Origin of the sequence: Burkholderia sp. AU31624 (assembly GCF_020420065.1) — a bacterium.
GTDB lineage: Bacteria > Pseudomonadota > Gammaproteobacteria > Burkholderiales > Burkholderiaceae > Burkholderia.
The window spans coordinates 455,795-478,083 of record NZ_JAIZRT010000007.1; the positions used below are offsets into that span (position 1 = coordinate 455,795).

At 66.6% G+C, this 22,289-nt stretch carries 19 protein-coding genes and 1 pseudogene; 9 read left to right on the forward strand and 11 right to left on the reverse strand.

The features are described from left to right. Positions 1-23 precede the first annotated feature (23 nt). The 5 genes from LGM89_RS26390 to LGM89_RS26410 all read right to left on the reverse strand — a co-directional run bounded on the left by LGM89_RS26390 (position 24) and on the right by LGM89_RS26410 (position 3,733). Positions 24-878, reverse strand: coding sequence for a DJ-1/PfpI family protein (locus LGM89_RS26390; protein ID WP_226274436.1), 855 nt, complete (start codon positions 876-878; stop codon positions 24-26). Positions 879-1,031: 153 nt separating this feature from the next. Then, the gene (locus LGM89_RS26395; protein ID WP_089444350.1) at positions 1,032-1,778 is read right to left on the reverse strand and encodes an SDR family oxidoreductase; all 747 of its coding nucleotides are present in this window, start codon (positions 1,776-1,778) and stop codon (positions 1,032-1,034) included. A 215-nt stretch (positions 1,779-1,993) separates the two neighbouring features. Continuing rightward, entirely contained in the window at positions 1,994-2,839 is an 846-nt protein-coding gene (locus tag LGM89_RS26400; protein WP_226274437.1) for an MBL fold metallo-hydrolase, read from the reverse strand. A gap of 18 nt (positions 2,840-2,857) precedes the next feature. Then, the gene (locus LGM89_RS26405) at positions 2,858-3,184 is read right to left on the reverse strand and encodes a hypothetical protein (protein WP_226274438.1); all 327 of its coding nucleotides are present in this window, start codon (positions 3,182-3,184) and stop codon (positions 2,858-2,860) included. Between the two features lie 6 nt (positions 3,185-3,190). After that, positions 3,191-3,733, reverse strand: a complete 543-nt coding sequence (locus LGM89_RS26410; RefSeq protein ID WP_089498767.1) for a sugar ABC transporter — start codon at positions 3,731-3,733, stop codon at positions 3,191-3,193. Between the two features lie 166 nt (positions 3,734-3,899). On the opposite strand from LGM89_RS26410, the gene LGM89_RS26415 reads away from it, so the two are divergent. The 4 genes from LGM89_RS26415 (at position 3,900) to pntB (ending at position 9,358) form a co-directional block, all read left to right on the forward strand. Beyond that, positions 3,900-4,805 (forward strand): LysR substrate-binding domain-containing protein, encoded by a 906-nt coding sequence (locus LGM89_RS26415; RefSeq protein WP_226274439.1) that lies wholly within the window; start codon positions 3,900-3,902, stop codon positions 4,803-4,805. A gap of 99 nt (positions 4,806-4,904) precedes the next feature. Continuing rightward, the gene (locus tag LGM89_RS26420; RefSeq protein ID WP_089498765.1) at positions 4,905-5,708 is read left to right on the forward strand and encodes a lipid II flippase Amj family protein; all 804 of its coding nucleotides are present in this window, start codon (positions 4,905-4,907) and stop codon (positions 5,706-5,708) included. Between the two features lie 631 nt (positions 5,709-6,339). Then, a complete protein-coding gene (locus LGM89_RS26425) occupies positions 6,340-7,932 on the forward strand; it encodes a Re/Si-specific NAD(P)(+) transhydrogenase subunit alpha (RefSeq protein WP_226274440.1) in 1,593 nt (530 codons plus the stop codon). Between the two features lie 13 nt (positions 7,933-7,945). Then, the gene (gene pntB / locus LGM89_RS26430; RefSeq protein WP_226274441.1) at positions 7,946-9,358 is read left to right on the forward strand and encodes a Re/Si-specific NAD(P)(+) transhydrogenase subunit beta; all 1,413 of its coding nucleotides are present in this window, start codon (positions 7,946-7,948) and stop codon (positions 9,356-9,358) included. Between the two features lie 246 nt (positions 9,359-9,604). On the opposite strand, the gene LGM89_RS26435 is transcribed toward pntB, so the two are convergent. Together LGM89_RS26435 and LGM89_RS26440 are read right to left on the reverse strand one after the other, a co-directional pair. Beyond that, entirely contained in the window at positions 9,605-10,228 is a 624-nt protein-coding gene (locus LGM89_RS26435) for an ATP-binding cassette domain-containing protein (protein ID WP_089498762.1), read from the reverse strand. Between the two features lie 214 nt (positions 10,229-10,442). After that, positions 10,443-10,934 (reverse strand): hypothetical protein, encoded by a 492-nt coding sequence (locus LGM89_RS26440; protein ID WP_226274442.1) that lies wholly within the window; start codon positions 10,932-10,934, stop codon positions 10,443-10,445. A gap of 386 nt (positions 10,935-11,320) precedes the next feature. On the opposite strand from LGM89_RS26440, the gene LGM89_RS26445 reads away from it, so the two are divergent. The 4 genes from LGM89_RS26445 to LGM89_RS26460 all read left to right on the forward strand — a co-directional run bounded on the left by LGM89_RS26445 (position 11,321) and on the right by LGM89_RS26460 (position 15,682). Next, a complete protein-coding gene (locus LGM89_RS26445) occupies positions 11,321-11,758 on the forward strand; it encodes a tetratricopeptide repeat protein (protein ID WP_089498760.1) in 438 nt (145 codons plus the stop codon). A gap of 91 nt (positions 11,759-11,849) precedes the next feature. Continuing rightward, entirely contained in the window at positions 11,850-12,299 is a 450-nt protein-coding gene (locus tag LGM89_RS26450; protein ID WP_226274443.1) for a GNAT family N-acetyltransferase, read from the forward strand. Between the two features lie 111 nt (positions 12,300-12,410). After that, complete coding sequence (locus LGM89_RS26455; protein WP_226274444.1) at positions 12,411-13,832, forward strand: HD domain-containing phosphohydrolase; 1,422 nt, start codon at positions 12,411-12,413, stop codon at positions 13,830-13,832. 80 nt (positions 13,833-13,912) lie between these two features. Beyond that, positions 13,913-15,682 (forward strand): histidine kinase, encoded by a 1,770-nt coding sequence (locus LGM89_RS26460; protein ID WP_226204849.1) that lies wholly within the window; start codon positions 13,913-13,915, stop codon positions 15,680-15,682. A 46-nt stretch (positions 15,683-15,728) separates the two neighbouring features. Here LGM89_RS26460 and LGM89_RS26465 read toward each other — a convergent pair. The 3 genes and pseudogenes from LGM89_RS26465 to LGM89_RS26475 form a co-directional block, all read right to left on the reverse strand. Further along, a pseudogene (locus LGM89_RS26465) lies at positions 15,729-16,774 on the reverse strand (alpha/beta fold hydrolase). Between the two features lie 257 nt (positions 16,775-17,031). Then, positions 17,032-18,744, reverse strand: a complete 1,713-nt coding sequence (locus tag LGM89_RS26470) for a cobaltochelatase CobT-related protein (protein ID WP_226274445.1) — start codon at positions 18,742-18,744, stop codon at positions 17,032-17,034. Between the two features lie 4 nt (positions 18,745-18,748). Further along, positions 18,749-19,951 (reverse strand): ATP-binding protein, encoded by a 1,203-nt coding sequence (locus LGM89_RS26475; RefSeq protein WP_226274446.1) that lies wholly within the window; start codon positions 19,949-19,951, stop codon positions 18,749-18,751. Positions 19,952-20,451: 500 nt separating this feature from the next. On the opposite strand from LGM89_RS26475, the gene LGM89_RS26480 reads away from it, so the two are divergent. Further along, a complete protein-coding gene (locus tag LGM89_RS26480; protein ID WP_226274447.1) occupies positions 20,452-20,976 on the forward strand; it encodes a GNAT family N-acetyltransferase in 525 nt (174 codons plus the stop codon). A 70-nt stretch (positions 20,977-21,046) separates the two neighbouring features. Here LGM89_RS26480 and LGM89_RS26485 read toward each other — a convergent pair whose 3' ends face one another. Next, positions 21,047-22,270 (reverse strand): ATP-grasp domain-containing protein, encoded by a 1,224-nt coding sequence (locus LGM89_RS26485; protein WP_226274448.1) that lies wholly within the window; start codon positions 22,268-22,270, stop codon positions 21,047-21,049. Positions 22,271-22,289 lie beyond the last annotated feature (19 nt).

Here is a 22,289-nt window from a genome sequence, read left to right on the forward strand (position 1 = left end):
GGCCCACATTGCCTGCAAGCGCTTCAACGAACGCCCGGGACGCGTGCGAGCCCCCTGGATGCACCGGGCAGTTTCTTGTCGACCATCGCGATGACTTCCGGCCGCGCCTCTCTCGGATGACCGGAATGGAACGGCGGCGCGGGATCATATTCGATCACGAGCTGCGTGAGTTCGGCGGCCTGTTGACCGCGCAGCTTCGCTGCCACGCGAAGGGCGAAGTCGATGCCTGCCGTCACGCCGCCGCCGCTCATGAACCGGCCGTTGTCATCTTCGACGAAGCGATCGGGCACGGGAATGGCGCCGTATTCGGCCAGCTTGTTGACGAAGGCCCAGTGGCAGGCGCTTCGCTTGCCGTTGAGAATGCCCGTTGCGGCCAGCACGAGCGATCCGTTGCAGACCGACGTCACATGCTTGGCACTTTCCGCCAGGCGCCGGATCTGCGCCTGATACGCGGGGCGCATCGGCGCCGACAGATTCGACCCGCCAGGGACCAGCAGCACGTCCGTCTTGTCGATATCGGCCAGCCGCTCGGTCTTGCCGTACACGACGCCGAATTCGAGCGTCACGTTGCCGCCATCGAGGCTCGCGTAGCGAACGTTCGTATTCGGTAGCCGATGGAAGACCTCGCTGGGGCCGGCGAAGTCGAGCAGCGTGCCGCCGTCGTAATTGACGATCAGGATATCGAGCGGGTCGTTCGGGGCAAGTGCGCCGTCGCTGCCGGGCTGTGCAAGCGCAGAGGGGGCGTTTCCAAGCAGGGCGCCGCCGCCGAGGACGGCGCCGAGCGTCGCGATGCTGCCGAACTTGAGCACATCGCGGCGGGAACGGCCGGCTCGGGTGAGTGGCGATCCGGAAGTATTGTTTTCGCTACTGTCGGTCAAGATCAATTCTCCTTGCGGGTCGGCCCTGCTGCGCGTGCTACCAGGCTGGGCCGCATGAAATCGCCGCCGCGACTCAAAGCGTGGCGGACGTGAGGTCAGACAGGTGGATGAGCCGCGATGACACGCAGGGCGCCGGAATCGGGCGCCGCAGGCTCAAAGCTGCGAGGCGCCGCCGTCGACGACCAGTTCGGTGCCGACGACGTACGCGGATTCGTCGCTGGCGAGATAGAGCGCGGCGTTGGCGATGTCCTCGACGTTGCCCATGCGGCCCACCGGAATGGCGTCGGCGAACTCGGCCTTGCGGTCGCGTACCCATTCGTCCGGCATGCCCCACTTGGTCAGCAGCGGCGTGTCGATCGCACCGGGCGCGATCGCGTTGAAGCGGATTTTCCGGTCGAGAAACTCGTAGGACCAACTGCGGGCAAGCGATCGCACGGCGGCCTTCGCGGCTGCGGTCAACGAGATGCCGTGCTTGCCGGTCTGCGCGACGAACGAGGTGTTGAGAATGAAGGACGAGCCCGCTCGCAAGTGCGGCAGCACCGCCTGAAGCGTGAACACCACGCCTTTGACGTTGATGTCCATGATCTCGTCGTAGAGCGCGTCGTCGATATCGTTGACTGCGGACGGGAACGCCCAGCCGGCGTTCGCGAACACGATATCCAGGCCGCCGAACTGCTCGCCGACTTCAGCGGCAATCGCCCGCATGTCGTTGATCGAACGCACGTCGCCCTTGAGAACGAGCGCATGCTCGCCGAGTTCGGCCCTCACGCGCTCGAACACCGCTTCGTCGCGACCCGTCACCGCGACGCGGGCGCCTTCCGCAATGAAACGCTTCGCGGTGGCAAGACCGATGCCACTGGTACCACCGGTGATCAACGCCGACTTGTCTTTAAGCCTCATCTTCTGCTCCTTTCTACGTCGTGATTGATCGGGCCGAAAGCGCAAGACGCGATGGCGTTTGTGCTTTTCGCTGCTCGATCTTCACGTGCAGTATGGAACGCGAAGCGGATGGCGCAAAGGTCGTATAACCCTCAAAAAGCGCCACCTGGATCAAACGAATGACTCATGCATGTCGGCGTGAGGTGGCGGCGTCGCACATCTGTACACGTGTGGCTTCAGCTTTCGTTCTCGTAAAGCAACCCATACCCATTGTTCGTCCGCTTGATACGTGCGAATCCGAGTTCCCCCAGATGCATCCCCGCGATCAGAAGACCGTCCGCGCTGACCTGATCGAGAAGGCGTGACCGTGTCGATGCTGCCAGCGACGCATCGTGATCGAACGCAATCGATACGTCCGGCCGCTGAATCTGGATATGCGGGAAATGCACCACGTCCCCCCACACAAGCAGGCCTTGATCGCGGGATTCAAGGACATATCCGGTGTGTCCATCGGTGTGTCCCGGCAGCGGCAGCGCGCGGATGCCAGGGAGCACGTGTCCGTCTTCGAACAGGCGAAGTCGGTCGTCATAGGCATCGAATACCTGACGCGCCTTTGCAAAGTTGCCGCGAGCCCGCTCACTGGCGCGACTGAGATTTCCGTCGTCCTGCCAGAACTGGACCTCTCGCTGATGCACGACCAGTTCCGCATGCGGAAACGCGCCCTGTCCCGCACCGTTCACCAGCCCACCGACGTGATCGGGATGCGCATGGGTCAGCAGGATGGTGTCGATCGCAGCGGGTTCGATACCGGCAAGCACCAGGTTCGTTTTAAGCTGGCCGCCCCATTGCTTGAACCCGCCAGCCCCACCGTCGATGAGAACGGTGCGGCCCGCTCCGCGTACGACGTAGCAATTGATATGAACGGCCGCGGGTTCTTTCTGTCCGGCATCACGCTGCATTTTTGATGCGTCATCCGAATCGATATTCGACAGGAAGTCGAGACTGGCAGTGAGATATCCATCGCTGATGGCGGTGATCGTGAAATCCCCGACTTGCTGAACAGGAAAGGTAAGGGTGGACATCGTGTTGCTCCGAATCGGCTAATTGCGGACGTGAATGGTCGACGCGGTGTAACCAAAGCACCGAATGCGTGCGGTGAGGCCGGTGCGGCGAACGATCGCCTGATCCAGCGCGTCCATGAACCGGTTCATGACCTCCGGCGTGCGAGACGTGCCGACGCGATACCGGATGTCGGCGAAGACGGGATGCCCATGCCCGTGCCGAACCGCCAGGAAAATGACATGGACGTTCTTGAGTTCAGCCTCGAGCACCTGCGTGCAGAGTTCGACGCAATCGCGCGACAGCGCGGCAAGGCTTTCATCAGCCGGCATCCGCGTCGCATCGATCGAGAAAGTGACGTTCGGCATCGCGGTCTACTCCTGCGCAATCGAAAGGGCGCGTGTGCTCGTCAACTGCGCCGTCATCGGCGCGTAAAGGTGAATGCCTTCCGGGAGCGCCTCGACAAGCCGCGCGCTGTTGCCAGGCACGACGGCGAGCCAACGGCACGCTGGAAACTTCTCCAGTGCAATGGCCTGCATGGCCAGCGGTGGGAGGCCCAATCCAATCAGCGAATCAGGGCCGCCGGCGCTCAGTGCGAGATGCTCACCGTCCTTTACCGCCGGCGCGAAGCCGATATCGCTGTAGAGATTCCGGTGCCAGTCGGTGATGTGTTGCTGCCACTTCGCGAAATTGCCGCCGCCTTTGCGGCGATATTCGTCGCCGGTCAGGACATCGAGGCCGTCGATCGTGTGGATCGCCAGATAAACCGGGCAACCACCGGTGATCGCCTTGAACCGCTGCGACGTGTGAAACCCCGTGACCGAGATCAGCGCGGGCAGCTTTTCAAGGCTGTAGAAGTCGTTCCATTCGGCTTCGCTGTCGAGGTCGGCGAAGCTGCATTCCACGGTGTAGATCATGGGATCGTCCTTTGGGCAGGATGCACATCCATCGGGGAGCGTGTGATGTTCAGTGCGGTAACGTAATGCTAAGCTCGCCATTCCGCGCCATAAAACGAAATAAAGTCAGCCTTCAGTGATATTTGATCAAGCTGATGGTGAACACACTCCGACCAACGAGACGCCCATGTCCCGCAAGATCCCAAGCAATTCCGCGCTCCAGGCGTTTGAAGCCGCGGCCCGACACGGCAGCTTTGCCCGAGCCGCCGAGGAGCTGGCGCGGACCGAGGGTGCCGTCAGTCGCCAGATCGGCCGGCTGGAGGCGTTCCTGGGCGTCACGCTGTTCGAGCGGATCGGCAACCGGGTACGGCTGGCGCCGAACGGTGCGCGATACGCGGTGCAGGTTCGCGAGATTCTGGATCGGCTCGAACGGGACAGCCTGTACCTGATGGGGCAGCCGATCGAAGGCGCGAGCCTCGATATCGCCGCCATCCCAACCTTCGCGACGCGCTGGCTGATCCCGCGGCTGAAACATTTCCAGGCGCGGCATCCGAACATCACCGTGCATATCGCCGAGCGGATGGAGCCGTTCCTGCTGGCCGGGAGCGGTTTCGACGCAGCGATTCATTTCGAGCATCCGGCTTGGGCGGGGATGCATCCGCATCCGCTGCTGGAGGAAGTGCTGGTGCCCGTCTGCAGTCCGGCGCTGCTCGCCGGCGCCGGGGCGAAGCCGTCGCTGGACGCACTGCCGCGTCTTCATCGGCGACAGAATCCCGACGCATGGCAGGCCTATGCGCAGGCGGCCGGCATCGTGCTGACCAATTCAGCGGTGGGCGCGCGCTATGACCTCCATTCGATGCTGATCGAAGCGGCGCTGGCGGGCCTGGGCGTCGCGTTGGTGCCGCGCTTGTACATCGACGCGGAGCTCGAGCAAGGGCGGCTGGTTGCGCCTTGGCCGGAGGGCAAGACGGTGACGAAAAACTTCTGCCTCGTGCTGCCCGAACCGATCGAGCTGGCCGACGGGCCGTTGCGGGCCTTCGCGACCTGGATGCTGGATGAAGCGCGGGGATTGGCGCCGCGCGGGGGTGCCTGACGCTCATCGTCCAATCGTTACGCTTGCGAAGGCGGCCTCGCCAGGCTGATGCGCCGTGCTCGGGTACACTCGTGATCCCGTCACGCACGCGGCACCAGCATGGACAGTCAGCTTTGGATCATCTGCGGGCTCACCTTCGTCATCCATGTGATCGCGACGCTGGCTTATGCCGTGCGGATCGCCGGCGTGCGCACCCGTCGCATCGCGTTGTCGTTTTCGTTGTTCGGGATCATCGCGCTCGTGTCCCGCACGGCCAATTCCTTTCAGGGGCCGTTCATCGCGAAACGCGTTGAAATGGATATCGCGCACCGGATGGGGAGCGGCTTGCTGGCCGACTTCCGGTGGTTCCTGCTGTCCGCCACCGTGGCGACCATCGTCGGGTCGTTCCTGATCCCGACGTTCCAGCGTTATTTCAGTCGCGCCGTCGAACACTTCCAGGTGAACCGCTCGATTCCCCGCTTGCTGCTGGATGCGTGCAGTCGCGCCGGGATCAACTATTTGCGCGTCGGCGCACGACTGCCTTCCAGCCAGAACGTTACGCAACTGACCGCGAACACCGGCGTGTCGTGGCGCGTGATCGCATTGAACGTTGCCGCGATGGCGATCTGGACGGTCGGCGTATTCGCGTCGCTGTACGCGGGCTACCTGAAGCCCGACCTGCGAGTGACGTGCGCGAACCTGTCGTCCGTCATCAACGGTTTCGCGACCGTCGTGCTGGCGGTCGTCATCGACCCGCAGGTTTCAGTCATGACCGACGACGTCATCGAAGGCCGGATCTCGGAGAACAGCTTTCGGCGCGCCATCACGACGCTCGCGGGTGCGCGCGTGCTCGGCACGTTGTGTGCGCAGGCGGTGCTCGTGCCGGCCGCGCTCGTTATCGTGCGCGTCGCCGAACTGATCTAGCGCGGCAACGAGAGAATCGGGTACCGGCGCCGCATTCGTGCCCACGTCGACACGCAGCGTGAATGATCGTCGCCGGATGGGGCCCGGCAGTCAGTCAGCATTCTCCATTAAACTCGCCGGCACTGAAGCGCGTCGGCCACACGGATTATGTCGTTGGCGCGCGACAAATGGCATTGTGCCGACAAGCGGGGGGATTCTCGATGAAACCGATTCCGGTGCTCGTATGCCGATCGCCGATTATTCACGTTTCAAACGGATTCGCGTGCCGGCGGCCCGTGCGGCGGGGTTCTGGCCGGTGAGCGCGACGTGCCAGCCCCGTCGTGTCCAGACAGGGGATTCATGGATTGAATGCGCGCCGATTCAAAAGATAAATTTTGGAAAGACTCTGGCACGGGATATGCTTGACGGGTTTTATCCGATCGGAACGTACGCCGGATATTCGTCGGCATAATCAGGCAAGAGCACGAACGGGTTTGCTCTGACAAGACCATCGATTAGAGGATCGATCGTTTGTGAAATCCGCGCGGGAGTGCCAAGCTGCGCGCGGAGCAAGGTCGTACACGGATTGAGTTGGGTGACGTGAAACGCAGGCCGTAATTCCTCGCGACGGCCACTACTGACAGTTCAGGATATGACATTACTGATTGGGGTCCCTCTGGAGACGGCCCACGAGGAGCGGCGCGTAGCGACCGTTCCCGACGTGGTCGAAAAGCTGATCAAGCTCGGGTTCTCGGTGGCCGTGCAAAGCGGTGCCGGCACCGGCGCGAACTTCAGCGATGACGACTACCGCACGGCCGGCGCCGACGTCGTGGCCACGGCCGCCGATCTATGGGGCCGCAGCGACATCGTCCTCAAGGTGCGGCCGCCGAGCAGCGACGAAGTCGCGCTGATGCGCGAGGGCGGCACGCTGATCGGCTTCGTCTGGCCGGCCCAGAACCCTGAACTGATGCAGCAGCTGGCCGCGAAGCGGGCCACGGTGCTGGCGATCGATTCGCTGCCGCGCACGCTGTCGCGCGCGCAGAAGATGGACGCCCTCACGTCGATGGCCGGCGTGAGCGGCTACCGCGCCGTCATCGAGGCGGCCCATGCGTTCGGCCGCTACTTCAACGGGCAGATCACGGCCGCGGGCAAGGTGCCGCCGGCCAAGGTGTTCATCGCCGGCGCGGGCGTCGCCGGCCTCGCGGCGATCGGCACGGCCGCGGGCCTCGGCGCGATCGTGCGCGCCAACGACACGCGCGCGGAAGTGGCCGACCAGGTCAAGTCGCTGGGCGGCGAATTCGTCAAGGTCGACTACGAGGAAGAAGGCTCGGGCGGCGGCGGTTACGCAAAGGTGATGAGCGAAGGCTTCCAGCAGGCGCAGCGCGCGATGTACGCGCAGCAGGCCAAGGAGGCGGACATCATCATCACCACCGCGCTGATTCCCGGCAAGCCGGCGCCGAAGCTGATCACGGCCGAGATGGTGCAGTCGATGAAGCCGGGCAGCGTGATCGTCGACATGGCCGGCGAACAAGGCGGCAACTGCGAGCTGACGGTGCCGGGCGAAGCGGTGGTGCGTCATGGCGTGACCATCGTCGGCTACACGGATCTCGCGTCGCGCCTGGCACGACAGTCGTCGACGCTGTATGCGACCAACCTGCTGCGCGTGGTCGAGGAGCTGTGCAAGGGCAAGGACGGCACGATCAACGTCGACTTCAGCGACGACGCGATCCGTGGCCTCACGGTCGTCAAGGAGGGCAGCGTCACGTGGCCGCCGCCGCCGATCCAGCAGCCGGCTGCCGCCCCGAAACCCGCCACGCCGCCGGTCGCGGCAACCGCGTCCAAGGGCCACGGCCATGGCAGCGGCGCGCCGATGTCGGCGAAGTCGCTCGCGATCACGTTCGCGGTCGGCGCACTGTTGTTCCTGCTGGTCGGCCAGTTCGCGCCGGCCACGTTCCTCGCGCACTTCACGGTGTTCGTGCTGGCCTGCTTCGTCGGCTACATGGTGATCTGGAACGTCACGCCGTCGCTGCATACGCCGCTGATGAGCGTCACCAATGCGATCTCGTCGATCATCGCGATCGGCGCGCTCGTACAGGTCGCGCCGCCGTTGGGCGACGCGGCGGCGGAGGGCCGTCCGTCCGGGCTGATCCTGGGCCTGGCGGTGGGCGCGCTGACGCTCACGGCCGTCAACATGTTCGGCGGCTTCGCGGTGACGCGTCGCATGCTGGCGATGTTCCGCAAGTAAGGAGACGATAACAATGACTTCCAATCTGACTACCGTCTCCTATATCGGCGCGGCCATCCTCTTCATCCTCAGCCTCGGCGGGCTGGCCAATCCCGAGACCGCACGGCGCGGCAACCTGCTCGGCATGATCGGCATGCTGATCGCCGTGCTCGCCACGGTGCTCGGCCCGCGTGTCTCGGTTGAGGGCGTTCCGTACATCGTGGCGGCGCTGGTCGTCGGCGGCGCGGTGGGGCTCTACGCCGCGAAGAAGGTGCAGATGACGCAGATGCCCGAGCTGGTTGCGCTGATGCACAGCCTGGTCGGCCTGGCGGCGTGCCTGGTGGGCTTCGCGAGCTACATCGATACGTCGGTGCAGTTCACGGGCGCCGAGCACGCGATCCACGAAGTGGAAATTTATGTCGGGATCCTGATCGGTGCGGTGACCTTCGCGGGCTCGGTGATCGCGTTCGGCAAGCTCTCCGGCAAGATCGGCGGCAAGCCGTTGCTGCTGCCAGCGCGGCACTGGCTCAACCTGGCCGCGCTGGTGGTGGTGATCGTGTTCGGCCGCGCGTTCCTGCATGCGGAGACGGTCCAGGACGGCATGACGCCGCTCATCGTGATGACGGTGGTGTCGCTGCTGTTCGGCGTGCACATGGTGATGGCGATCGGCGGCGCGGACATGCCCGTCGTGGTGTCGATGCTCAACAGCTACTCGGGCTGGGCGGCGGCGGCTACCGGCTTCATGCTCGGCAACGACCTGCTGATCGTGATCGGCGCGCTGGTGGGCTCGTCGGGTGCGATCCTGTCGTACATCATGTGCCGTGCGATGAACCGCAACTTCATCAGCGTGATTGCCGGCGGCTTCGGCACCGGCAGCGGTGCGCCCGCGGCGGCCGGCGGCAGTGCGCAGCCGGCCGGCGAAGTGGTGGCGGTGAGCGCGCTGGAGACGGCCGAGCTGCTGCGCGACGCGAAGAGCGTGATCATCGTGCCGGGGTACGGGATGGCCGTGGCGCAAGCGCAGCACACCGTGCACGAACTCACGAAGGTGCTGCGCGAGAAGGGCGTCGACGTGCGTTTCGCGATCCATCCGGTGGCCGGGCGCATGCCGGGGCACATGAACGTGCTGCTCGCCGAGGCGAAGGTGCCTTACGACATCGTGATGGAGATGGACGAGATCAACGGCGACTTCCCCGAAGCCGACGTGTCGATGGTGATCGGCGCGAACGACATCGTGAACCCGGCGGCGCAGGAAGATCCGGCGAGCCCGATCGCCGGCATGCCGGTGCTCGAGGTGTGGAAGGCCAAGACCTCGATCGTGATGAAGCGCAGCATGGCGTCCGGCTATGCGGGCGTCGACAATCCGCTGTTCTACAAGGACAACAACCGGATGCTGTTCGGCGACGCGAAGAAGATGCTGGACGAGGTGTTCGGGGCGTTGAAGGCCTGACGGGCCGCATGGCCGGGCGTATGCGCGGGGCGAACGATTACCGGCTGGGGTGTCGGACAGTCGGTTGATCGAGGCTCCGCGCACCGGCCGTGCGTATCGCGAAGGTCACGGAAGTGCGAGGCGGGAGGGGGCCGTTTCGCACGTCCTTGCGGTAAAAGACGGCGATCAATTGTCGCTGCGTCGTTCTCCCTCCAACCATCAGCCACCCCCGATCCTTGCCAGCGACTGCGCCGGCGACGATGCCGTCTATCCAGCGAATCCAAGCTCCGCAAAAGTGATGACCCTTGCGTCACAGGCGCGCGCCAACGCCGGATCGTAAGTCGAAAAAAAGACGGCACGGTCTGCGGCCAGTGTCTTGAACAGATCGACCAGCACCGCACGCGACGCGGCATCGAGCCCGCTGTCCGGATCGTCGGCGATCACGACGGCGGGCGCGCCGAGCGTCGTCGCCGTCAGGAACAGTTTCTTGCGCGTGCCGAACGACATCTGCTCGAAGCGCTTCTCAAGATGCGGGCCGAGCCCGAATCGGTCGGCCAGCTCGAGCGTGCGGGCGTCGACGACGGTCTTCCTGCCGGCCGCCACGAGATCGAGAAACGCGCGGCCCGTCTGGAGCGGATACGCCAGGCAATCGTCAGGCACGTACGCCAGCGCGGATTTCGCGTCGTGCGGCGCGGTGCGCAGCGAATGGCCGCCGATCCACACCTCGCCTTCGTCCGCGTCGAGCGTGCCGGCGAGCATGGCGAGCAACGTCGATTTGCCACTGCCGGTTTCGTCGCACAGCGCTACGCATCCGGCGCCGGATGCGTAGTGGAGTCCCTTGAAGATGACGCGCTTGTCGTAGCGCTTGCCGAGATTGTCGAAGCGGAGCATGGGTCGGTAGTCAAACGAAAATTCGCCAGGTGTGCGCGACCGACATCACGGTCGGCAGCAGGCCGGGCAACACGGATGGTCGGGACGCGTAGCGTGGCGGCCGATAGTGTAATGCGACACGCGACACGCGACACGCGACACGCGACACGCGACACGCGACACGCGACGCGCCCGCGGCCACGTGCCGGCAGTAAAGAACGGCAGCGGGCGATTCCTACTTGCTCTCGTCCAACGCATCGTTCCAAATCTTCGCGCCCTGCTCATGTGAAGCAATGCCGTTGAAGAATGAGTCAATGGCGGCGCCGATATCAAAGTCATCACACTTGTCCCACAAGATCAGTTTGGGCTTGTGTACACGGAAGTCGCCGCTGCTCTTCGGCGTGTAGGCCACCGCAATGGCCGCCTTTGCCCACGGGAAAGCGTAGGAACGCGCTTCCAGAATGATCGCGTCAACCTTTTTGCCTTCTGGCGTCGCGATCCGGCCGTCGTATGCCAGCACGCCGTCATTTGCGTTGAACGGGTCGCCCTCGAGCTGCTTTCGGCCGTGCTCGACGGCCTCGCCTGCGTCGTCGAACACCAGCCGCTCGAATTTTCGCTGACCATCGTCAGTCTGAAATGCCACCATAGGGACAAGGCCATCTGCGTCGGAGACACACCAGACGGCATGCGCAGCGATAAAACCAGCGAGTTCAAAGGCGGTGAGCATGTTGGTGGCGCGGATAGGTTGGGGGTTGGGTGCTCATGTGACTGCGAAAGGTTGCTTTGGCAGCCCGAGTTTGCATGCGGCCCGCAAGGGTGCACTCGACGTCCGCCATTCAGCCAGTTGCAGGCGATCGCGGCCGGCGGCCAATTGTAGAACGGTGCCGCCTGCAAGCAAATTCGGCAGCATCGCCCTGGATTGGGCGATCGTTTCCCAAGCCGCACGTGCTGCTACGCCGAAAGTCAGGACGCGCGCGTCATATGGCTCGGGTATGCTGGATGAATGCCGTCCGGACGACCGACCCGCACGGCAAAACTGCAAACAATCACCGCGATCGTATCGCAACCACTGGCCGCACCGGGCCGATTTCAACTCCGGAACAGGGACTCGACATGGCAGAACTGGACAACGCGCTGTACGAACGGATCGGCGCGCTGAGCGACGCGGGCGATGCGTTGATGGAAGACGGCGACTACGCAGGCGCGCTCGAGAAATTCTGGGCGGGATTCGACCTGCTTCCCGAACCCAAGACCAACTGGGAAGCCGGCACCTGGTTGATGGCCGCCATCGGCGACGTGAATTTCCATCAAGAGAACTACGCGGCCGGACGCGACAATCTCGCCCAGTCGATGCATTTCCCCAACGCGATCGGCAACCCGTTCCTGCACCTGAGGCTCGGTCAGTGCCAGTTCGAACTGGGCGATCTGGATCGCGCAGCCGACGAGCTGATGCGCGCCTATGCGAGCGGCGGGCCGGAGCTGTTCGAGGACGAGGACGGCAAGTACCTGCGATTCCTGGCGACGCGGGCGGAAGGCATCGAGACGCCCTGACGCGCGTGGTTCGTGCCGGCCGGCGTCGAGAGTGGGTATCGACGCCTGCGCCGGGATGCCGGGCGTTTCTCCGCATGAGCACAACTTGCCAATGAACCTGACCTTTCCCCTCGCCACCCGATCCGACGCCGAGACGCTGGTCGCCATCCGCATCGCCGCGATGCGCGACAGCCTCGAGCGCATCGGCCGCTTCGATCCCCAGCGTGCGCGCGACCGGTTTCTCGCGTCGTTCGATCCGGCGCGATGCCGCTTGATCGAAGTCGACGGCGTGAACGCGGGCTTTTTCGTGGTCCGGCCGCAGGAAGATCACTGGCTGCTCGACCATCTGTACATCGTGCCCGAGCATCAGGGAAAGGGGATCGGCGCGGCGGTGCTGCGCAAGATCTTTGCCGACGCCGATTCGCAGCGGGTGCCCGTTCGCGTCGGCGCGCTGCGCGGCAGCGATTCGAATCGTTTCTATGCCCGGCACGGCTTCGTGCAGGCCGACGAAGCGGAGTGGGACATCTACTACGTGCGCGCACCGGGTTCGGCGATGGTGTAGATCGCATCCGCGGTGCGATCCGGGTGAGCGCGTCAGCGTTTTCCCGGATACGGAATGCGCGGCGCATGCCGATGATGCAGAGAGACTATAAATACATGATCCGAGGCCATCATGACGACATCTGCAACAAACGGACTGAATGCGGTATCGCCTGAAACGACCGGGGCGGCAGCGACATCCGACGATGCGGGTGGCGTACCGACGATCCTGCTGGTCGACGACGAGCCGAGCGTGCTGTCGGCGCTCAGGCGCGTGTTCCGTCCCGCCGGCTACGCGATCCTGACCGCGGAAAGCGGCGAGGCGGCCCTCGAGATCCTGGCGTCGACCGAAGTCGACCTGATCGTGTCCGACATGCGGATGCCGGGCATGAGCGGCGCGGAGTTCCTGGCTCGCGCACGGGCGCTCTACCCGGACACGATGCGCATCCTGCTGACCGGCTATGCGGAAATCGCGTCGGTCGTGCAGGCCGTCAACGACGGCGGCGTCTATCGCTACCTGAACAAGCCGTGGGACGATCACGACCTGCTGCTGACCCTCGAACAGGCGCTGGAGCAACGGCGCCTGCGGCGCGAAGCGGCCCGGCTCGCCGCGCTGACGGAAGCGCAGAACGACGCGCTGCGCCGGTTCAATACGGAGCTCGAAACTCAGGTTCGCGCACGCACGGAGGAACTCGGCCAGACCGTGATGTTCCTCGAAGCCGCGCAACGCGACCTGAAAAGCAGCTTCACCGCGATGGTCCAGGTCTGCGCGAGCATGATCGAGATGCGCTGCGGGTCGGCCAGCGGTCATGCGATGCGGGTCGGCGAAATCGCGCGGCGGCTGGCGCTGACCTCCGGGATGAGCGAGCTGCATGCGCAGGACGTCTATTTCGCGGGGCTGCTGCACGGCATCGGCAAGTTGTCGCTGCCGGACGAATTGCTGCGCAAGCCGCTCGCGAAGATGACGGCGGAAGAGCACGGCCTGTTCCTGCAGCATCCGCTGCGCGCGCAGATGGTGCTGACACCGGTCGCGCAACTGCACAAGGTCGCGTCGATCGTGCTGCACCAGTACGAGCGCTTCAACGGACGCGGCACGCCGGACGGCCTGGCGGGCGACACGATCCCGCTCGGCTCGCGAATCCTGGCGATCGCGCGTGACTTCGAAGGGCTGCGCAATGGCGACATCGGCGCGCCGCATTCGGTCGAGCAGGCGCTCGACGCGTTGCGCTCGCAGGCCGGCGTGCGTTACGACCCGCGGATCGTCGACGGCCTGACCGAACTGATGCGGGACCCGGCGAGCCTCGGCATCGCGGCGTCCGTCGCGGAAGTCAAGTCCGCGCAGCTGCGCGAAGGGATGCAGCTCGCCGACGATCTGCGCACGCATCGCGGCGTGCTGCTGATGACCAAGGGCAGCGTGATGTCGGCGCACCAGATCGAGCTCGTGCGCCGCTTCGAGACGCGCGAGGGCACGTCGTTCGACATCCTCGTGCTGGCCGGCCAGGCCGCGGCGAAGCCGGCGCAGAGCGCGCCGAATGCGGGCGCGGCGCCGGCCTGAGCCCGGCCGCGCGGCCTGATGGCCGCGGTGCACGACGGCGCGCCGCGGCAACGCACTCACCTCGATCCGGGCGCTCGATCATGCACGGCACCTACCATCTCCCGCTCGTCCTGCTGTCGCTCGCGATCGCGACGCTGGCCTCCTATACGACACTCGACCTGGCCGCCTTCATTGCGCTGCTCGACAACCCGAAGCTCAAGCGTGCGTGGCTGGGCGGCGGCGCGATGGCCATGGGCACCGGCATCTGGTCGATGCATTTCGTCGGCATGCTCGCGTTTTCGCTGCCGATTCCGCTCGGCTACGCATGGCCGGATACAGGCGCGTCGCTGGCGATTGCCGTGCTCGTGTCGTACTTCGCGCTGACGGTCGTCACGCGCGCACGGCTAGGCTGGCGGCGGCTGCTCGTGGGCGGCGTACTGATGGGCGCCGGGATCGCCGGCATGCATTACACGGGGATGGCCGCGATGCGCATGGAGCCGGGCATCCGCTACGATGCCGCGCTATTCGCCGCGTCGATCGGCATCGCGGTGATCGCGTCGACTGCCGCGTTGTGGATCGCACAGGCGTTGCGCGCGCAGCAGGCACGCCATGCGACCGCCCAGCGGGTCGGTGCGGCTTTCATCATGGGTGTCGGCATCACCGGCATGCACTACACGGCGATGGCGGCCGCGCATTTCGCGCCGGACGCGCGGTGCGGGGCCGCGAACGGGGTCGACACGCCGTGGCTCGCGACGACGGTCACGCTGTTCACGACGGGAACCCTGGTCGTCACGCTGTTGCTGACCCGCTTCGATGCGCGCACAACCTTTTTGCGCGGGATGACCGATACGCTCGAGCGGCTCGTGCGCTTGCGCACCGTCGAACTGGAGCGCGCGCTGCATCGCTACGAGCAGACGACGGCGATGCTGCAGCGCACGCGCGAGAACATGGCGACCGAGATCGACGAACGCAAGGCCGCGCAGGCGCGGCTCGAACAGGAGAAGGACGAGCAGCGGCGCCTGCTGCACGCGCTCGAGGAAACCCATGTGCAACTGCTGCAGTCGGAAAAGCTCGCGTCGATCGGTCAGCTCGCGGCCGGTGTCGCGCACGAGATCAACAATCCGATCGGCTTCGTCAGTGCGAACCTCAACACGTTGAAGACGTGGGTGCACAGCCTGCTCGACGTGATCGCCGCACATGAGGCCGCGCTGCCGCAGCTCGACCCGGCCGCGCGCGACGCGCTGGCGGCGACGGGCCGCGCGGCGGACCTCGACTACGTGCGCGGCGAGATCGGGACGCTGATCGACGAATCGATCGACGGCGCGTTGCGCGTGCGGCGCATCGTGCAGGACCTGCGCGATTTCTCGCGTCCGGCCAGCGACGAGTGGAGCGTGGTCGATCTCCGCGCGGGCCTGGAAAGCACGCTCAACGTCGTCCACAACGAACTCAAGTACAAGGCCGACATCGTGCGCGATTACGGCGAGGTGCCGCAGGTCGAATGCCTGCCGTCGCAGTTGAACCAGGTGTTCATGAACCTGCTGGTGAACGCGGCGCACGCGATTCCCGAGCGCGGCGTGATCACGATCCGCACGTCGAGCGACGGCGAGCAGGTGTCGATCGCGATCAGCGACACCGGGACGGGGATGACGCCCGACGTCGTCCGGCGAATCTTCGATCCGTTCTTCACGACGAAGCCGGTCGGGCAGGGCACGGGGCTGGGCTTGTCGGTGTCGCACGGCATCGTCAAGCGCCATCGCGGCACCATCGACGTGACGAGCGAGCCCGGGCGGGGCACGACGTTCTGCGTCCGGATACCGATCCGGCGCGCCGGCGATCGCGCGAACACGGCGGAGCTGGCGCACCGGGCGTGATCGCATGACGGCGTTGCGTGCCACGGGCCGGCGCGGTTGTCGCACGTCATCGCAGCCGCTTGCGGCGTTGGCGACGAAAGAAATGCCAGAACATCGCGGTGGCGTCCGGCCCCGTGGCGGAATGAAACGGCTCGCGCGGGTCGCCGCCGCTCCACGCATGCGGCAGCCGGCGGACGATGCAGACCCTGACGACGAGACGCCCGGCCTTCAGGTAGTCGACATAGTCGGCATCGTCGCGCGCATAGGTGCGTTGCTCGCCCACCCGCATCGCGCCGTGCTCGTCGACGAGCCGGTTGAGCCGCGCGAACGCGATGCCGAGCTGCGTCGCGTTCCGGTCGGTCACGACCGTATCGAGTGCGCCGTGCATGACGAGGGCCGGCATGCCGGGATAGGACGCGATATCAGCGCACGCATCGACCGCGCGTATCGGATCGTCGCGCAGGCCGCGACGCATCAGGTTCATCGCCGCCAACGTCGACGACGGCGGGGCGATGGCCGGGCCGGAGTGCAGGCCGACGGCCGCGAAGCGGTCGGGATGCCGGATGGCCAGTGCGGCGGCGAGCCCGGCTCCGGCGGACATGCCGGCCAGGTAGATCCGGTCGCGGTCGAAGCCGTGCTGTCGCACGATGGCGTCGACCAGCGACGTGACGGCCGCGGCTTCCGACTCCGTCGCGTCGCCATGCCAGTGCCAGCAGCGGTGCGCGTGCGCGGTCTTGGCCTGTTCGGGAAACAGCACGGCGAACCCCGAGCGCTCGGCGAGACGGCACATGCGCGTGCCCGCGGCAAACGATTCGGCACTCTGCTTGCAGCCGTGCAGCATGACGACGACCGGTATGCCGGCTGTCGTCGCCGGTGCGGCGGGGAGATACAACGCGTAGGCAAGATGATTCACGTAGCGGCCGGCACTCGGGCCGGATGCACGGTGCCGGTGCGTCCGGCGGGGCGCACGGTGGCGGCCGGCCGGGCGACCGGCTTGACCGCCCGCTTGGCGGCCGGCCGCGGCTTGCTCGTGCGCTTCGTCGGGCGCGTGCCGGCGGCGACGGAGAGCAGTTCGAGGGGCCGCAACCAGAGGCTGGCTTTTTTCCTGGGCATGTGCAGTTTCGTGCCGGCGGCCGACCGTGGCAGGAAGATGCGGCCGACTCCGCCGTCGCGTTGACAATCGAAAGGAGGCGCGGAGCAAGGATCGTGCTGCCGGCCGCGTGCACATCGAAACCGGTCGGCCGGTCGAATGCCACGGAACGCGGGATCCTGCGTCATCGCGGCGATTCGAGTCGGCCATCGGCGATGCTAACCGTCCGATGTGACGCGCCGGCGAATTGAAGTGTGCTTCGACCCTGTCGCGCGCGAGGCTAGCGCCGATCCAGCAGTGTATCGCTCAATACACTGAACGCCGCGCCCGGCAACTCGTGCAGATGCTCGACCACGCTGCTGACCGGATAGAAGGTTTCCACCGCATCGTCGAGTATCCCGACACCGATCAGCTCGACGTGCCGCTCGCGCAGCGCATCGACGCGGGCATGCAGGTCGGTGCGCAGGATCGCCGGGTTGCCGTCGCCGGTGGCCGGATAGCCGTCCGACAGCACCATCAGGATTCGCCGCCGCGCCCGCTTCGCCAGCAGCCGCCCGGCGGCCCAGCTCAACGCCTCGCCGTCGGGATTCTCGTGGCCGCATTCGATGCACGCGAGGCCGCTCGGGTTGTCGGAATCGAACCGCTTGTAGACGCGCAGGTCGAGCCGTTCGACGAACCGGTTGTAGCCGAAGGTGTCGCGGCCGGCGTCGATCCAGCGCTGGTAGTGCGCGCGCATCGCCGCGTCCTCGACGGAGCTGTAGCCGAGCACTTCGCATGCGAAGCCGAGCTGCGTCAGCGCATCGCACAGCGCTGCCGCGCACAGCCTGGCGAGTTCGATCTTCCTGCCGGCCATCGACCCGCTGCAATCGATCAGCAGGCTGACGGCCGCGTCGCGCCCGGGTGCGGCGCGCAGGACGCGGAATGGCGTGCGATAGCCGGGCGACGTGACGAGGCGGGCGAGCGACATCCGGTCGAGCTCGCCGCGTTCCTGTTCGCGTTTCCAGCGCGTCTGCTCGTCTACTTTCAATGCCCGTTCGAGCCGTCGCTTGAGCGGCTCGGTCTGCGCGCGGGCCGCGCTTCGCAGGCGGTGCCAGCGCGCCGGTTCGCCGTTGCCGGTGAAGTCCGTCACCGTGTCGAACGCGGTGGTCAGCGGGACCGACAGCAGCGGCCGGTTGTCCGCGGACAGGCGGATCGTGCGGGGCGGCATCGCGTCGCCCGGCGTCGGTGCTTCGGCGGACGATGCCGTGTCGGCGATCGCCCCGGCGCCCGATTCGGCGGAAACGGGCGCACGGGAGTCGTCCGGCGCGTGCTGTCCGTCCGACTCGAATTCGGCGGCGATGCTGTCGCTGTCGATCGTGCTGCCCGGATCGGCCGTGAACATCATGTTGTTCGCACCGGCCGACGCCAGCGCACGCACGCGTTCGACGATCCGGTGCGCGGCGCGGATACTGTCGGCGGTCGATGTGGCTGCGCGCGCTGCGTCGACGAGATCGCCCGCTGCGGCCATCGTCGCGTCGAGCGACGGCACGCGCTCGATTGGAGGCGGCGGTTCGTCCCACAGCGCACGTTCGATGCGCCACACCAGCTTGTCGCGCCACGCCATGCGAGGCCACCGATGGAGGGTGTCGGCGGCCGTCGCCGCGCGCATCCGCCGCAGAAACGTCATCGCGCCGGGATAGAGCGCAGCGAGGCGGCTGGCCGCGCGCCGGTCGTCGATCGCCTGCGCGATGGCCCGCACCACGGGCGACGCCAGGGCGGCAAGGTCATCGATCGCACTGAAACGGACGCGCGCCGCGTAGAGGTCGACGAGGCCGGTGATCGCATCGTCGTCGACGTCGTCGTCGCCGGCAAGCAGCGTGTCGGGCAGCACCAGCAGGTCGCGCTGCGCGCTGGACCCGTGGCGCGCGAACCGCACCTCGATGCCGTGCCGTTGCGCGAGCGTGCGGGCCAGCCGGGTCAGGTGGAGCGACCGCGCGTCGTCGTCCCGGTCCATCGCGTCAGGCCTCGACGTCGATGTAGTGGCGAATGATGCTGCGGATCAGGTCGGCGTCTTCCGCGCCGACCTTCGCATAGATCGTCGGGCCGGCGGCCGATTCGGGATCGCCGGTGCGCAGCATCAGCTCGGCCCAGTCGATCAGGCGCCGCGTCGAGAACGCGCTGGCCAGATCCTCGCGGACGAACGCGGCGCGGCAGTCGGCCGCGATGGCCGCGAGCGTGTCGGCCATCGCCGCGGTCATGGCCGGCCCGAACGTGCGCTGCAGCACGCGCGCCTCGTCGGGCGGCGGCAGGTAGTCGAGGCGGTAGACGCGCCAGCGGTCGAGAAACGCCTCGTTCATCACGTTGGCGCCCTGGTACAGATGGCGGAACTGCCCCATCGCGCCCACCGCATTGGCGGTCGCGAACAGCCGGAACGACGGATGCGGGACGACGATCTCGTTGCCCTTCTCCTTCAACAACAAGCGGCCGGCCGGTTCGAGCACGGCGGTCAGCACCGCGAGGATCGCCGGTTCCGCGAAGTCGATCTCGTCGACGATCAGCCACAGCCCTTCACGCATCGCGGTCGGCAGCACGCCGTCGACCCAGATCGTTTCGCCGCCCTTGACGGTCCAGAACCCGACGAAGTCGCCGACCGTCGTCTGCCCGTTCATGTTCGAGCGCAGCACGCCATGGCCGGCCAGCGCGGCGGCCTGCTCGATGAGGCTCGTCTTGCCCGTGCCGGTGTGGCCGATCAGCAGGATGCGGCGGTTCTCGACGATGTCTTCCAGCACGTTCGTCACGCGCGCGGTGAACAGGTAGGCCGGGTTCAGCGGCGGCACGAGCGGCCCGCCCGGGCCGCGCGGCATCGGCACGCCGCCCACCTGCGCGACGTGCGCCGCGTCGCCGGTTGCAGCCGGTCGCGCCGCGTGCGCGCTTCGCAGCGCCTGCATGAACGTGCCGCGATGAGCGGGCGCCGCGCGATCGCCGGCTTCACGCCGGACGAAACCTTCCTGGATCCATTTGTGCAGCTTCGCATCGAGGTTGTCCGCATCGACGACCGTATCGACCGAGGTGCTGCCGTCAGGCCGGTGATGCTGGATGCGGTACAGGTGCGCGCGTTCGGAGCGGCTGACGATCCATTGCCCGGCGGACGGCTCCGCCAGTTGACGATAGACGCCGAGTACCGACGGGGCGGAAGAGGTGGAATCAGCGGGTGCGTTCATGGTGGCGAGCGAGAGTGGGCGGCTGGCGCTTCATACCTGCGATGCATCGCGTCGATTGTATATTTTTGCCGTGAACGGCGACATTCGCGCGGGAATCGATCCGCTGCGATCCGGGGCGGAGCAGGCGGCGGGTCGTTGCGCCAAATCGGGGGCGCGCCGTGGGCAATGCGCTGCAGCACGATCTTTCGGCTTCCTTGCTACGCCTCGAACCACGTTTGCCGTGCTGATTCGCCTGCAGCGGAGCGGCTCGTTGGTAGGGGGCGGCCACGTCCATGCATGCGAAGGTCGATCGCCCCCGCTCCGCCTTGCGCCGATCTCCCGGGTTTTTCACGAAAACAACCCGTCATGTCGAATCGCGGGCCGCCACACCTTGATCAATCGGGTGGAATGTCAGTACCGTAGCAGGCTTGATCGTCGGGCTACCATCGTGTGTCGCTGGGCAGCCCGGCGTGACATCCCATTGCACGCCGGCTGATGACGCTGGCGAAGGAGTGTTGAACGTGACGTCGACAGGCGTGGACAAGGTGACGATCCGTCGTGCCAGCGCACTTGATGCCCCGGCCGTGCTGGCGATCTTCGACGACGTGATTGCGTGGTTCGTCTCCATCGGCAACGACGGGCAATGGGGCCGCGAGCCCTGGTCGACGCAACCCCGGCGGATCGCACTCGTGACCGACGCCTGCGCGCTGCCCGACGCGTGGGTCGCAGAGGATCAGGACGGCCGCGTCCTCGGCGCCTTGATCCTCGGCGAGTCCATGCCCTACGTGCCGCCCGCGACCGAGCCGGAAATCTACGTGCGCGTGCTGGTGGCGTCGCGCGATGCGCGGGCGCGGGGTGTCGGCCGGCGCCTGATGGCCTTCGCGGACGAGCGTGCCCGCGCGGCCGGAGTGGCGCGCTTGCGGGTGGACTGCTATGGCGGCGGGACCGGCGCGCTGGTGCGTTTCTACGAGTCGTGCGGCTATGAGCGAATTGCACCCTTCGACGTGGAAGGGTGGCCGGGGCAGCTACTGGGGCGTCGTTTGTGACGGTGCCTGACCGAAGCCACGCGGCACGGCGGCTTGCGGCCGAGGCCGGGACGGCATCCAGTCGATCGTCTTACGCCTGGCCGGAAACGGTGGGCTGCCCGACGGGATGCCCGTGGGCCGACGAACCGGAATGCGCGGGCGCACCCTCCACACCGTGCGCGACCGGCAGCGCCACCCGCACATAAAGAAACGCGCGCCGCTCGCGATCGGGCAGCACCTGCGGCCCATAACTGATCGTGACCGTGCCGTCGTGAATCTCACCCGCCTGCGCGAAACGCCAGGCGCGGGGATCGCTGTCGAGCAGGAATTCGGCGCGCGCATACGCATGCGGTTCGAACAGATCGGGAATCTCCACCGGGCGTCCGGCGAGCTTGTCGAGCAACGCTTCGACCACGTTGAAGCCATAGCCGTCGCGCACGATGTCGCAGATGAAGCTGCCCGCGATGCGCGGATTCAGTTCGATCACGTGCGGCACGCCGTCGTGCACGATGCAGTCCAGGTGCACGGGCCCCCAGGTCAGCCCGGCGGCCGCCGTGGCGCGCGACCCGACGTCGATCAGTGCGCGCAGCGTGCCCGCGTCGAGGTCGAGTTCGGACGTATAGCCGCGCTCGACAAAGCCGGCCCCATGCCGTTTCAGCTTGCGCAGCGCGCCGACGTACCGGCCGTCGAAATACTCGACGCAGTATTCGCTGCCGCTCAGGAATTCCTCGATCACGACGCGCTCGGTCGCGCGCGCGTGCGCGTCGGCTTGCCCGGCGGCGAGGGCGTCGAGCTGCACACGGACCTCGGCGATGCTCTCGCAGCGCCGCACGCCGTCGCTCGCCGAGCCTTCCGACGGCTTGACGACGACCGGGAAACGCAGCGGGTCGGCCGCGGCCGCGAGCGCCGCCGGCGCGGCCAGCGTGCCCGTGACGAAGTGGGCGGCCGGGATGCCGTGCGCGGCGAGCAGCGCCTTCTGGTTCGACTTCGACACCGCATGCGCGACGTGGCGCGCATCGGGGCCGGGCAGGCCGAGCGCATCGGCGACCCACGCGGCGGTGCGCGCGTAGGTGTCGTGCGCGGTCGTCACGCGCAGCGTGTCGAGCTCGTCCGGATAGCGCGTGCGCAGCCAGCCGGCGAGCTGGCCGGCATCGGGCTCGAGGTTGATCGTCTCGACGCCCGCCGGAAAGACGCCGTCGAGACGGTGCCCGGGGGCGGTGATCACGGTCACGGCCGCTTGCCGCGCAAGGGCGCCGCGTACGAGCGCGAGGCTGCTGCCGGTGGCGCGGGCGCCGATCACGATGAGTCGCTTCATGCTGGATCCTTGATCGAAG